The organism is Haemophilus parainfluenzae (assembly GCF_003252795.1).
GTDB classification, from domain to species: domain Bacteria; phylum Pseudomonadota; class Gammaproteobacteria; order Enterobacterales; family Pasteurellaceae; genus Haemophilus_D; species Haemophilus_D parainfluenzae_K.
Genome location: NZ_QEPQ01000003.1, coordinates 1 through 13,234, shown reverse-complemented (window position 1 = coordinate 13,234; position 13,234 = coordinate 1). Strand labels below are relative to the sequence as shown.

Below are 13,234 nucleotides of genomic sequence, written 5' to 3'. Positions count from 1 at the left end.
AGCTAGATATTACGAAAAATATTCGCTATTTTTTCAACTGCAACATCTGTATTAAATTGATTATTAAGAAAAGCAAAAAGGATTAATCCGATTTGCTTTTCAATTTTCACCAAATCAATAGCATGACCTTTTGCATCCACATTTTCACGAACACCATTAAAATTTATTTTCTCAATTAGAGAAATCCAAGGAGACTGTCTAATCAATGCTTGATTCATTAATACATTTTTCCTTGCCGAAACACCACCAAGACGAACATAACGTTCATGTATTTCATCATTTAAAAACCATTCAAAAAACAACCGCACTTCTTCGTATTTTTCACATCCTTTCACTATTGCTAAACTTCCTCCACCAATAAGAGGCATATTTCCAGGCACTGGTGCACAACCAATTGAACTCGGCATATTGTGAGATAAATGAGAATAATGATTGGAATAAATCATTAACATTGCTGTTTCTTTTTTCTCAAAACATTCTACTGCTTTATCCCACCAACTGCCGTGTAACAATACCGCATTATCTTTTAACTCTGCTAAATTTTCTAAGACACAAAATGCAATTTCTCTACTAAATGCCGATACATCCTGTGCAAGAATTGGCTTGTTTGCTAACGAGTAATAACGAACTAAAAATTCAAGTGCTAGAATCTCAGGATTATCAATTAATGCTGTTCCATAACGAATAGGTGACTTAAGCATAAGATTATGGTCAAAAAAACGTGCAATACGATTAAACTCCTCGAATGTTCTTGGAGGCATTAAATCAGTCTTATATTGTTCATAAAAAAGCCGCTGCGTAATCATATCGTCAAAAATGGCTTTATGATAAAATAGAACCTGAATACTCGGATCAAATGGAATTGCATAGAGCTGGTCATTAACCAAACAAAATCGTTTAATCAAATTATTAGAATAGTGAGAAGCTAGTTCTTCTTGCTGAATAAAATTAAATGGTTGAAGATAACTGGCCAATAGCGGTAAACGCTCCATATCAAGACGCACAATATCATATTGTTTAGCTTGTTTTGGATTCGTCAAAACTTCGGAAATACTGACAAAAGGTACTGTATCAATCTGTACTTGAATACCTGTTTGCCGTTTAAAATGTGGGAGTATTTTCTTTAACGCCTCAATAGAAGGGCTCGATATTGCTAAAATACGCAATGAACTATGCAATATATCTGATTTTTTAAATAAAAACCCCTTATCTTGATAAAATAACTCAAGACATTCACCTTCTATAATATGAATAATGTTCCTAACAATAAAATCATAACTAATATAATAGGAAATGAACCTCTCATCATGACTAAATTGATGATTAATCGTATAAATTTTTGGAGGGGATTGATTACAAAAGTAAAATGCATTATAAATCTCTTCAGCATGCAAAATATTTAGCGTAACAATTGAAGAAAGATGCTCATCCTCAATAAATTTCACAACTTCAAATGGATGTTTTAAAAAACAATAAACTAATTCAACAGCTTCTTTTATTTTATACTTTTGATTTGAAACAATACCAATTCGCTTATCTCCATTTCCTTTAGCTTCCTTAACAACATTAGTTAGAATAGATTCATAATCAAGCCCAAGATAATATTTGGCATTTTTTATCTCTCTATAAAGAAAGATAATTTTAACTAATTCAATATCAAAATATTGCTTATATTCATTTGCATCAGGTAAACAAGATACAACAATCACAAATGTAGTATTCTCACCTGAAATTTTCTCGAGAAACAAACGCTCTTTACTTGGATTATTATCAGTTAAATAAAGATTTAATTGATAACCCTTCTGAGAAAAATACCCTTCTAAAGATTCATAAAGTAAATAATATTCAGGTGATGAGATAGAAGGAAATATAACTGCAATCTGATTACTTCCGCCAGACTTTAAAAAACTAGCTTGAATATTTTTCTGATAACCCAGTTTTTTTATTGCATCGTTTACCAAATTAATTTTTTCCAAACTGACGTTATGCTTTTTGTTTAGCACATTGGAAACAGTACCTAACGACACTCCAGCTTCTTTCGCTATATCTTTTATCGTCGCCATAATTCTCTACTCCTGATTGTTTAACTTGTATTGTAGGGGATCAAGTCATAAAAATCATCAACGCTTTCAGAATTTGGATATGAATGAAATCTAAGTAGTACAAGTAGTATTCTAGTCAAAGGCTAATCCTTTCTGCTAAACACCTAATAAATATGATTTTGGCATGCCGTTTGCTCAACTATATAGTTATACAACTGAATAAAAAATATCGCTCAATATAACTGCACTTTTAAAGATTCTATGATAATTTCCTTCTACTAATATCATATAAAACTTATATCCTTATGATAAAAAACAAAAAAGGGAGCTTTCGCTCCCTTTTACATTATGTTCCTAATAATCAAAAATATAAAAAATTCCTACCTGCAATCAATTATGCAAAGTATTTTTCTAAATCGTCGCTACCACCGATGTGTTTACCACCAATGAATACTTGTGGCACAGTTGAGCGACCAGAAACTGCACGTACACTCACGATTGTTGCATCGTGACCTAATACGATTTCTTCAAAGCTTAAACCTTTATCGCGTAAAAGTTGTTTTGCTTTCGCACAATATGGGCAACCAGGTTTAGTGAAGATTGAAATTGATTCTTGCACTTGGTAATTTGGTGCAATGTATTTCAACATGGTATCTGCATCTGATACTTTAAATGGATCGCCTGGTTCATTTGGTTCAATAAACATTTTTTCAACTACGCCATTTTTCACAAGCATAGAATAACGCCAAGAACGTTTACCAAAACCTAAATCATCTTTTCCAACTAACATGCCCATACCTTCAGTGAAGGTACCGTTACCATCTGGAATGAATTTTACGTTATGTGCTTCTTCAGCTTCTTTCCACGCATTCATCACAAACGTATCATTTACTGATACAACTAAAATATCATCTACACCATGTTGTTTGAAAACGGGCGCAAGCTCGTTATAACGTGGTAAGTGAGATGATGAACAAGTTGGCGTGAACGCACCCGGTAATGAGAAAACAACAACTGTTTTGTTATCAAATAATTCAGATGTAGTCACATCAACCCATTGATCACCTTGACGAGTACGAAATGTAACTTGTGGGACTTTTTTTCCTTCCATATTAGACATAATGTGTCTCCTCTGTTAGTTAAATGAATTTGCCTTAAAAACTTGATAGGCATTATAGAAAGTTTTGTGATATAGTTACAATCAATTAATTCTATCCTTTTAATTGACATATTCTATAAAGTGAGAACCCTATGAATATTCGTGATTTAGAATACTTAGTTGCCCTTTCTGAATTCAAACATTTCCGTCGTGCAGCGGATTCTTGCAATGTTAGCCAACCGACTTTAAGTGGTCAAATCCGCAAACTCGAAGATGAGTTAGGCATTATTTTACTTGAACGTACTAGCCGTAAAGTGCTTTTCACGCAATCAGGTATGTTGCTTGTTGAGCAAGCTCGCACTGTATTACGTGAAGTAAAATTACTCAAAGAAATGGCAAGCAATCAAGGTAAAGAAATGACCGGTCCATTACACATTGGACTCATCCCTACTGTTGGCCCTTATCTACTTCCTTACATTGTACCAACATTAAAAGAAACTTTCCCTGATCTTGAAGTATTTCTTTACGAAGCTCAAACGCATCAATTATTAGAACAATTAGAAACAGGTCGCTTAGATTGTGCGATTGTGGCTCGTGTCCCCGAAACTGAAGCCTTTATCGAAGTACCCATTTTTGATGAAAAAATGTTACTCGCTGTTTCAGAAGAACATCCATGGGCTTCAGAAAGCAAAATTGCCATGAACACCCTAAAAGGTCAAGAAATGCTCATGTTAGATGATGGGCACTGCTTACGTAATCAAGCGTTAGATTATTGTTTTACGGCAGGAGCGAAAGAGGACTCTCACTTCCAAGCAACGAGTCTAGAAACCTTACGTAATATGGTGGCAGCCAATGCCGGTATTACCTTTATGCCAGAACTTGCTGTATTAAATGAAGGCACGCGTAAAGGCGTAAAATATATTCCTTGTCATTCACCAGAACCCGCTCGTACTATTGCGCTTGTTTACCGCCCAGGCTCACCATTACGTAATCGTTACGAACGCGTTGCAAATGCGATCAGTGAACAAGTTAAATCAATTTTAGCGAATAAAAAATAATTCATCATAGACTGAGGAAAACCAAATGGCAGGCGTTCGAGCAATTCAAAAAGAAAAAACCCGTCGAGCCTTAATTGACGCAGCGTTCAATCAGTTGAGTGCAGAAAAAAGCTTTTCTAATTTAAGCTTACGTGAAGTTGCGCGTGAAGCAGGCATAGCACCAACTTCTTTCTATCGCCATTTTAGCGATATGGATGAGCTCGGATTAGAAATGGTAGATGAAGCAGGTTTAACCCTCCGTCAATTAATGCGCCAAGCTCGTAAGCGTATTGATGCAGGTGGTAGTGTGATCCGCGTATCCGTGGAAACCTTTTTTGAATTTATCACTCACAGCACCAACGTGTTCCGTTTGCTCTTACGTGAAAGTTCGGGGACTTCTCAAGCTTTCCGTACCGCAGCTGCCCGCGAAATCAAACACTTTGTCGATGAATTGGCCGAATATATTGCGAAGAAAAATCACTACTCTCAATATGTCTCTTATGTTCAGGCAGAAGGCATGGTAACCATCGTATTCACAGCAGGCTCCAATGCCTTAGATATGACTAAAGCTGAACAAGATTTGCTCAAAGAGCGTGTTATCTTACAACTTCGTATGCTTGCCAAAGGTGGCGATTTCGCCGCGCATAAAGAAAAAATGATGCGAAAATAAACCGCACTTTTCGACTAAAACAAAACACCCGCATCTCTGCGGGTGTTGCTTTATTTAAAACAGGAGATTATTTACCATCCCAAGCTTTAATCGCATCTAAACGTGCTTTCACTTTGCTGCTTGAATCACCTTTGAAGTAATCTTTTGCTAAACCACCTTCAAAACCGCCGTAGTTCGGGTTAGGTAAAACGATGAATGTTTTACCAAATTTCGCTTTGTTTTGTGCAACGAAATCACGACGTTCTGCATTTTGTTTGCCGTAGATCGCATCACCAAAGTCATCTAGGTTATCACCCACATAAACGACGATTTCATAACCTTGTTTTTCAATTTCTTCAAAACGTGCTGCTTTTGGTGATTTATCTTTTTTCAAGTAAAACGCTGAATCTTCAACACCATTAAAACCTAAACGTTTCATGTCATCAATCGTACCTGCTTTTTCATTGCTGTCTTTACGATTAGAAACATAGAACATTTTACCGCCATGGGTATTTACATAGTTATTGAATTCTACTGCACCTGGTACCACACCTGATTGACGAGCTTCTACCCAACGAGTCCAGTCTTTGCCATCAAATGGTTTATTGTTTTGAACTTGCCAACCTGCATAAGGGCTGTTATCTAACATGGTTTCATCTAAGTCCACCACAACAGCTTTTTTCTTACCTTTTTTCACTTTAGCGTGATCAAATGCCACTTTTGCCGCATTGTATGCTTGGTAAGAAAGGGCTTGGTATTCACCTGATTGTTGAATCCAGTTAAGACCTAATACCGCTTGTTGTTGAAGCTGCGCATCCGCTTCTGCACTCTTATCTTGAGTCGCACAACCAGTTAAAATAAATGCTGACATCGCTGCAATAGCGGTAAGTTTTAATGTTGTTTTCATTGATTGTTCCTTCTGTTAAAAAGTCATAATGACAGGTAAAAGTATAACAAGCCTATTCGGGCAGTGACTATGGGTTTATCAAACTTTATAACTGATTTGTGAGAGAGATCACATTTTTAAGTTTTAAGTTACCTGATAAGCCGAATAAGATCACTTCAAAAATCATCTTATTTTTAACCGCACTTTTTCATCGCATTTCGCTGTATTTCACGGTAAACTATCCCAAGTTTTCAGAAATAATAGGTAATTTATGCGTCTTTTCATTGGAATTTTAGTGGGTGTTCTCGTGCTATTTCAGTACGATCTTTGGTTTGGTAAAAACGGATATTTTGATTACAAAGATGTCGCAGCTCAAATCAAAGAGAATAAAGCTGAAAATGAAAAGCTCTCACAAAGAAATCAAATGATTTCTGCAGAAATTCAAGGATTAACAAAAGGCTTTGAATCGATTGAAGAGCGTGCACGCATGAGCCATGACATGGTCAAACCAAACGAAGTGTTCTATCACATCGTCAAAGAGCATAAATAATGAACCGTGAAATTATTGCCGTCATTCCTGCTGCGGGTGTTGGAAGCCGTATGCAGGCAAACAAACCTAAGCAATATCTGAAAATCCTAGACAAGACGATTCTGGAACATACACTCTCTGTCATTTTATCCCACCCTGCAATCAATCACGTTATTCTTGCAGTAGGAAAAAATGATCCCTATCTTTCTGAAATGACTTTATTTCCTCATCAAAACATCACCCTTGTTGAAGGGGGAGAAACACGCGCTGAATCAGTTCTAAATGGACTAAACGCAATCAAAAATGACCATGCTTGGGTGTTGGTGCATGATGCAGCCAGACCTTGTTTAACACATCAAGATTTAGATAAATTGCTCCAAATCGATGATGAGCAAGGTGCTATTTTAGCTATTCCAGCGGTCGATACGATTAAACGCGCGAATAAACAACAAAATATTATTAAAACAGAAGATCGCTCCGAACTTTGGCTAGCTCAGACGCCTCAATTTTTCCGTTGCGATCTATTAAGAAATGCACTTAAACAGGGGCTTTCTCAAGGCGCCAATATTACAGATGAAGCCTCTGCGATGGAACTTGCCGGATTTCAACCGCACTTAGTTTCAGGACGAAGTGATAATATTAAAGTCACGCGTCCAGAAGATTTAGCTTTAGCCGAATTTTATTTAACAAGGAAAATTCTATGATACGAATTGGACATGGGTTTGATGTTCATGCCTTTGGTGAAGACAGCCCTTTAATTATTGGTGGCGTTGAAGTGCCTTACCATACTGGGTTTATTGCCCATTCTGATGGTGATGTCGCCTTACATGCTTTAACGGATGCCTTATTAGGTGCAGCAGCATTAGGTGATATTGGTAAACTCTTCCCTGATACCGATATGCAATATAAAAATGCAGATAGCCGTGTTTTATTACGAGAAGCATTCCGCCAAGTACAAGCAAAAGGCTATAAGGTCGGTAATGTGGATGTAACCATTATTGCTCAAGCCCCTAAAATGCGTCCTCATATCGATGCAATGCGAGCGAAGATTGCAGAAGATTTACATTGTGATATTGAGCAAGTCAACGTGAAAGCAACCACAACAGAAAAACTTGGCTTTACAGGTCGAAGTGAAGGCATTGCTTGCGAGGCTGTCGCATTATTATTAAAAGCTTAAATTTTAGGTAAAAGAAAAGGTTGGTAAAATACCAACCTTTTTCATTTGAATTAAATTCTTATTGTTTTTTTAATAAATCGCGAATTTCAGTAAGTAATTCTTCTTGTGAAGGACCTTTTACTTCTTCTACTGGTTTTTTCACTTTGTTGATACCTTTGATCATCATGAAGATTGCAAATGCAACGATGATGAAATCAAAAACGTTTTGAATAAATACACCGTAGTTTAAGGTTACTGCTGGAGTTTCACCTACAGCTTGAGCTAACGTGATTTTCAAATCTTTGAAATCCACGCCACCTGTTAAAATACCTAATACAGGCATTACTACGTCACCGACAAGTGAACTTACGATTTTACCAAAAGCACCACCGATGATCACACCGACTGCCATATCTACTACGTTGCCGCGCATTGCGAATTCGCGGAATTCTTTAAGAAAGCTCATAAAATTTCCTTTTGTGTTGGTTTAAAAAATTAAAAGAGTGCGTATTATAGGTTTTCAGATTAAAAAGTAAACTGTTATTTAAATAAAAAATGCACTTGGTTGGAATAATTTTTCAATTTCTGACACGGATTTCTTGTCATTAATATAAACAATCACATTATCGCCTTCTTCAATAACAACCTGGCGACGAGCAATGATTACTTCATTTTTACGTAAAATTGCCGCAATCATCGCTCCAACTGGAAGCTTAATATCGCCAATTTGTCTTCCTACCACATTGGATGTTGTCGCATCGCCATGCACAACAAGTTCAATGGCTTCCGCGGTACCATGACGCAAAGAGGCCACATTTTTGATATCCCCTTTACGCACATGTCCTAATAAAGCTGAGATTGTCGCTTGTTGTGGTGAAACCGCAATATCAATGGTTCCGCCCTGAATCAAATTGATATATGCCATTCGTTGAATAAGCACCATGGCTTTTTTAGCCCCTAGGCGTTTTGCCAGTAACGCCGACATAATATTGGCCTCATCATCCGCACTTAGAGATAAAAAGACATCAACGCTCTCAATATGCTCTTCAAAAAGTAAATTTTGATCAGAAGCATCACCATGGAAAACCAGGGTTTTAGAGAGTCTTTCTGCTAAAACTTTCGCTTTTTCTCCATCTCGCTCAATGAGTTTTACTTGATACTTATCTTCTAACTGTTTTGCCACACCTGAGGCAATATTCCCGCTGCCAACGATCATGATACGTTTGTAGGTTTTCTCAAGGCGTTGCAACTCACTCATCACCGCTTTAATGTGTTCCGTCGCACAAATAAAGGTAATTTCATCGCCCGCCTCAATAATGGTCGAACCTTGCGGACGAATTAATCTATCATTACGTAAAATCGAAATGATACGGCAATCAATGTGTGGCATATGCTCTTTAAAAGCAGATAGCGCATAACCCACTAATGGGCCACCGTAATAGGCTTTTACAACCACAATGCTAATTCGATTATTGGCAAAATGTGCCACTTGCAACGCGCCTGGATAAGCAATTAAACGTGTAATCTCATCCGTAACTAAATTTTCTGGTGAAATCAGATGATCAATTGGTACGTTTTCATCATTAAATAATTTATCTTTCTCACGCAAATATTCCGCATTACGAATACGTGCAATACGTGTTGGGGTATTGAAAAGAGTATATCCCAACTGGCAAGCAATCATATTGATTTCATCTGATGCCGTTACTGCAACCATCAAGTCTGCATCAGCGGCTCCTGCATCACGCAAAACCTTGGGGGAAGAAGGGGAACCTTTAACTACGCGTAAATCATGCTTATCTTGCAAATTCTGCAAATGTTGAGATTCATTATCTACCAGTGTGATGTCGTTATCTTCACTCACTAAATTTGCCGCAAGTGTTGTGCCTACTTGCCCTGCTCCTAAAATGATTATTTTCATTCTGTTCTCTCCACAACCAAAGGTCGGATGCCAATTTCAGCTGAATTTAGACCGCACTTTAATGCCTCAATACGGTGACAAATGGTCGATGTTACTTGTTCAGCTTCTGCCATTTTTTCGGCTGTAATCGCTGGATCTTGTTTACCAAATAACAGGCCATCGAGTAAACGTTCCGCATGCATGCCTTCACGACAAAAATGCAACACGCCTACATCTTCAAATAATGTTGCCACTTTTGCCGTTTTAGTGGTCGCGATGCCCAAGGCTCCATCTTCACCGCCGAGCTCTCGAAATAATTGATGTGTTGGAAATCCGCCACACGCTAAGAAAAAAGCTTTATTGAAAACGATATTTCCCCCGCAGGTCATGCGCATATATTGCCATGCCTGCTCAAAATTAGGGTGTTCCGCATACCGTTGAGCTAAATTTATCGGCTTTAACGCTAATCTCACTAGCGAAGTATCTGGCTGAAAATAAAAGGTTGCCGCCGCCACTTCTAATGCTCCAGGTTCGTATGCATCATCCGCATCTAAAAATGCGACAAAATCGACCGCACTTTTAGCAGAGAGCATTGCGCCCCAATTTCGAGCCATTGCGACACCGCTATTTTTTGGCAATTGCTCGATAGAAATTCTGTTTGGATATTGCTCTGCAAGCTGTAAGGCTAATGCAAATGTATTATCTGTCGATGCATCATCAATCAGCCAAAGGTGACCAAGATTATTTTGCTGCAACACAGACTCTACTGCACGAATAAGTGTTTGTTCAGTGTTATAGCAAGGAATAACGACATCAATTAAAGGCAAATTCATTTAAGCTGACCGTTTTCTCAATTTTGCATAATAGAACCCATCCCCGCCATTCTCTTGTGGCAGGAATTGGATTCCAATCGTATTTTCCGTTTGTTCAAACGGCAATGTCATTAATTCTGCATCGGATGTTTCAGCTAAAAAATGCTGTATTTGCTGACTATTCTCATCGGGAAGCACCGAGCAAGTCGCATAAAGCAAAATGCCATTAGGTTTCAATTTTGCCCAAAGTGCTTTTAGAATTTGTCCTTGCAAGGCAACCAATTGGGCAATATCCGTTTCTTGACGCAGCCATTTAATATCCGGATGACGACGAATCACGCCCGTTGCTGAGCAAGGTGCATCTAATAAAATACGATCAAAGGATGCACCACTTAAACCTATTTCTGAGAGCCACTTTTCTGGCTCGGTCGCATCACCACAAACAACTGTCGCCTGCTGATTCAAACGAGTAAGATTTTCCTCGACACGTTTTAAGCGATGAGCCTCCACATCAAGCGCTATTACCTTCGCTTGTGGCGCCATATCTAAAACATGTGTAGTCTTCCCACCGGGAGCCGCACAAGCATCTAAAATTAATTCACCATTTTCTGGCTCAAGCAATAAAGCAGACCATTGTGCATTAAGATCCTGAACAGTCACCGCACCTTGTTCAAAATTCGGTAGTTTCGAGACAGAAAGTGGTTGTGCTAAACGCAAAGCATGTGGATTATCACATTCAAATGAGACTATCTCTTGCTCTTCCAATAAAGTGCGGTAAGTTTTCGTGTTATTTTGCTGTTGATTGACCCTTAACCACATTGGTGGCTTTTGGTTATTCGCCTCAATAATTTCACGCCAATTCGGATAAGCTTTTTTGAGTTTATTCACAAACCATTCAGGATGAAGCGTTTGCCAATGCTTATCTACTACAGCAAGAATATCCTCTTGCTCCCGTAAGAAACGACGCAATACACCGTTAACCAAACCACGGAAACTATCTGATTTTAATGATTTTGTGGCGTTCACCACTTCATCTACCGCCGCATGAGCGGGCACGCGCATATAAAGTAATTGGTACAATCCCACCAATAGCAAGCAGTGCACGATGCGGGCTTTCCCCTTCAATGGCTTATCTAATAGTTTTTTTATAATATTTTCTAAACGAGGCAATACGCGACAAATACCAAAGGTGATTTCCTGTAATAAAGGTAAATCCTGTGGCTTTACCTGCGATTGCACTTCAGGAAGCAACGTTGACAAGGACTTACCTTGATCTAAAACCTGTAAAATCACTTGAGCAGCAATAGCGCGTACCGAAAGTGCGGTCGATTTTCCCGTTTTTTTTCGTTGAAATACCATTAGTTTAGAACCTTACCAACCTGGAACCAATCTGCTCGACCATTGAGAAAGTCTTGCACAGACATAGGTTTCTTACCTGCAGGCTGAAGTTGCAATAAATTTAAAACGCCTTCTTTCGTGGCAATTTGGATACCTTTTTTATCGACACTTAAAATCGTCCCAGCTGGTTTATCTACATGTGGCAACACGGCTGCAGCATAAACTTTTAAGGTTTGTTCATTACCCTGCTCATCAGTTAATTGTAGGAAACTAATTGGCCAAGGATTAAATGCTCGAATATTACGTTCAAGCTGGGCTGCCGATAGCGACCAATCTAATTTAGCCTCTTCTTTGGAAAGTTTCTCTGCATAGTTACTTTGGCTATCATCTTGTTTTTCTGCAATGAATTTCCCTTCTTCCAAATGATCCAAAACATCAATCAATGCAGCTGGCGCAATTTCAGCTAATTTATGGTAAAGCGAGGTTGAGGTTTCTTGCTCATCAATATCGCAATACACTTTGTGTAACATATCGCCAGTATCTAAGCCTGCATCCATCTGCATAATTGTCACACCAGTTTGTTGATCGCCAGCCCAAATAGACCGCTGAATAGGTGCAGCACCACGCCAACGTGGCAAGAGAGAACCATGCACATTTAAACAACCTAAACGAGGCATATCCAACACTGCTTGAGGTAAAATCAAACCATAAGCGACAACAACCATTACATCGGCATTTAACGCTTTAAGATCTGCTTGTGCGTCTTCTTTACATAAGGATTTTGATTGATAAACAGGAATTTGATGCTGTTCTGCTAATTGCTTTACAGGACTCGCCTGCAATTTTTTACCGCGACCAGCCGGTTTATCTGGCTGCGTATAAACAGCAATAATATTGTGATGAGAATTTAAGAGTGCAGCAAGATGCTGTGCTGCGAAGTCCGGCGTACCGGCAAAGATGATATTCAATGGTTTCATAATGTTCTACGTTATGGCGTTGATCGGAAAAGTGCGGTCATTTTATACCGCACTTTTGATTATTGTTTTGCAATTTGTTTTTTATATTTCACTAATTTTTCTTTGATACGTTGACGTTTCAACGGTGAAAGATAATCCACAAATAAAATACCGTTCAAATGGTCGATCTCATGCTGAATGCAGATCGCCAATAAACCATCTGCATCAAGCGTAAATTCTTTTCCATTACGGTCTAACGCTTTTACCGTGACTTTTTCTTTACGAGGCACTAAAGCACGGAATCCAGGAATAGATAAACAACCTTCTTCAATGCCTGTTTCACCTTCAGAAGCCAAAATTTCTGGATTGATCAACACTAATTGATTTTGTTTGTCACCTTCAATATCAATCGTAATAATACGCTGCAAGATATCTACCTGCGGTGCTGCAAGACCAATGCCTTCTTCTTGGTACATCGTATCAAACATATCATCTACAATTTTGCGAATGTCATCATTGACTTCTGCAACTGGCTCACAAACAATCTTAAGGTGATCATCTGGATAAATTAATACATTAAGTGCGGTCATATTTTCTCTTGTTTTATTAAAATTACGGCGGTGATTGTATCATAGAATCAACGCTTTGCTAAAATATTGAAAACTCCATAAACAAAAACCCCAAGCTCTTCAGCTCGGGGTTCACATTCAGTACCTGGCGGTGTCCTACTCTCACATGGGGAAGCCCCACACTACCATCGGCGCATCGGCGTTTCACTTCTGAGTTCGGTATGGGGTCAGGTGGGACCACCGCTCTATCGCCGCCAGGAT

The 13,234-nt window shown here is 38.5% G+C and carries 14 protein-coding genes and 1 rRNA gene; 5 read left to right on the top strand and 10 right to left on the bottom strand.

Features of this window, described 5'->3' with window-relative positions; all coding sequences use genetic code 11:
* Nucleotides 1-2: 2 nt before the first annotated feature.
* Complete coding sequence (locus DPV81_RS04875) at nucleotides 3-2,063, bottom strand: LacI family DNA-binding transcriptional regulator (protein WP_070712539.1); 2,061 nt, start codon at nucleotides 2,061-2,063, stop codon at nucleotides 3-5.
* A gap of 373 nt (nucleotides 2,064-2,436) precedes the next feature.
* Entirely contained in the window at nucleotides 2,437-3,162 is a 726-nt protein-coding gene (gene pgdx, locus DPV81_RS04870) for a hybrid peroxiredoxin PGdx (protein WP_049364685.1), read from the bottom strand.
* Between the two features lie 131 nt (nucleotides 3,163-3,293).
* Between pgdx and oxyR the strand changes: the two genes are divergently transcribed.
* Together oxyR and fabR are read left to right on the top strand one after the other, a co-directional pair.
* A complete protein-coding gene (gene oxyR / locus DPV81_RS04865; protein WP_049364684.1) occupies nucleotides 3,294-4,199 on the top strand; it encodes a DNA-binding transcriptional regulator OxyR in 906 nt (301 codons plus the stop codon).
* Between the two features lie 25 nt (nucleotides 4,200-4,224).
* Nucleotides 4,225-4,848, top strand: a complete 624-nt coding sequence (gene fabR, locus DPV81_RS04860) for an HTH-type transcriptional repressor FabR (protein WP_014064558.1) — start codon at nucleotides 4,225-4,227, stop codon at nucleotides 4,846-4,848.
* 67 nt (nucleotides 4,849-4,915) lie between these two features.
* Here fabR and DPV81_RS04855 read toward each other — a convergent pair whose 3' ends face one another.
* Complete coding sequence (locus tag DPV81_RS04855; RefSeq protein WP_111387053.1) at nucleotides 4,916-5,734, bottom strand: 5'-nucleotidase, lipoprotein e(P4) family; 819 nt, start codon at nucleotides 5,732-5,734, stop codon at nucleotides 4,916-4,918.
* Nucleotides 5,735-5,984: 250 nt separating this feature from the next.
* Between DPV81_RS04855 and ftsB the strand changes: the two genes are divergently transcribed.
* From ftsB to ispF, 3 genes are read left to right on the top strand one after another with little or no spacing between them, the layout of a single operon-like run.
* Complete coding sequence (ftsB, locus tag DPV81_RS04850) at nucleotides 5,985-6,263, top strand: cell division protein FtsB (protein WP_111315217.1); 279 nt, start codon at nucleotides 5,985-5,987, stop codon at nucleotides 6,261-6,263.
* The gene (gene ispD, locus DPV81_RS04845) at nucleotides 6,263-6,946 is read left to right on the top strand and encodes a 2-C-methyl-D-erythritol 4-phosphate cytidylyltransferase (protein ID WP_111387052.1); all 684 of its coding nucleotides are present in this window, start codon (nucleotides 6,263-6,265) and stop codon (nucleotides 6,944-6,946) included. Before ftsB ends, ispD begins: the two co-directional genes overlap by 1 nt.
* Nucleotides 6,943-7,419, top strand: coding sequence for a 2-C-methyl-D-erythritol 2,4-cyclodiphosphate synthase (gene ispF, locus DPV81_RS04840; RefSeq protein ID WP_111387050.1), 477 nt, complete (start codon nucleotides 6,943-6,945; stop codon nucleotides 7,417-7,419). The genes ispD and ispF overlap by 4 nt, the downstream gene beginning before the upstream one ends.
* Before the next feature lie 58 nt (nucleotides 7,420-7,477).
* On the opposite strand, the gene mscL is transcribed toward ispF, so the two are convergent.
* The 7 genes from mscL to rrf all read right to left on the bottom strand — a co-directional run bounded on the left by mscL (nucleotide 7,478) and on the right by rrf (nucleotide 13,232).
* The gene (gene mscL / locus DPV81_RS04835; RefSeq protein ID WP_111387048.1) at nucleotides 7,478-7,864 is read right to left on the bottom strand and encodes a large-conductance mechanosensitive channel protein MscL; all 387 of its coding nucleotides are present in this window, start codon (nucleotides 7,862-7,864) and stop codon (nucleotides 7,478-7,480) included.
* Between the two features lie 78 nt (nucleotides 7,865-7,942).
* Complete coding sequence (gene trkA, locus DPV81_RS04830) at nucleotides 7,943-9,319, bottom strand: Trk system potassium transporter TrkA (RefSeq protein WP_070582861.1); 1,377 nt, start codon at nucleotides 9,317-9,319, stop codon at nucleotides 7,943-7,945.
* Complete coding sequence (locus tag DPV81_RS04825; RefSeq protein ID WP_111387046.1) at nucleotides 9,316-10,131, bottom strand: glycosyltransferase family A protein; 816 nt, start codon at nucleotides 10,129-10,131, stop codon at nucleotides 9,316-9,318. Before DPV81_RS04825 ends, trkA begins: the two co-directional genes overlap by 4 nt.
* Nucleotides 10,132-11,469 (bottom strand): 16S rRNA (cytosine(967)-C(5))-methyltransferase RsmB, encoded by a 1,338-nt coding sequence (gene rsmB, locus DPV81_RS04820; RefSeq protein ID WP_111387045.1) that lies wholly within the window; start codon nucleotides 11,467-11,469, stop codon nucleotides 10,132-10,134.
* Nucleotides 11,469-12,425, bottom strand: a complete 957-nt coding sequence (gene fmt / locus DPV81_RS04815) for a methionyl-tRNA formyltransferase (RefSeq protein WP_111387043.1) — start codon at nucleotides 12,423-12,425, stop codon at nucleotides 11,469-11,471. Before fmt ends, rsmB begins: the two co-directional genes overlap by 1 nt.
* Before the next feature lie 59 nt (nucleotides 12,426-12,484).
* Entirely contained in the window at nucleotides 12,485-12,994 is a 510-nt protein-coding gene (gene def, locus DPV81_RS04810; protein WP_049384351.1) for a peptide deformylase, read from the bottom strand.
* A gap of 122 nt (nucleotides 12,995-13,116) precedes the next feature.
* Nucleotides 13,117-13,232: ribosomal RNA gene (rrf, locus tag DPV81_RS04805) — 5S ribosomal RNA — on the bottom strand.
* Nucleotides 13,233-13,234 lie beyond the last annotated feature (2 nt).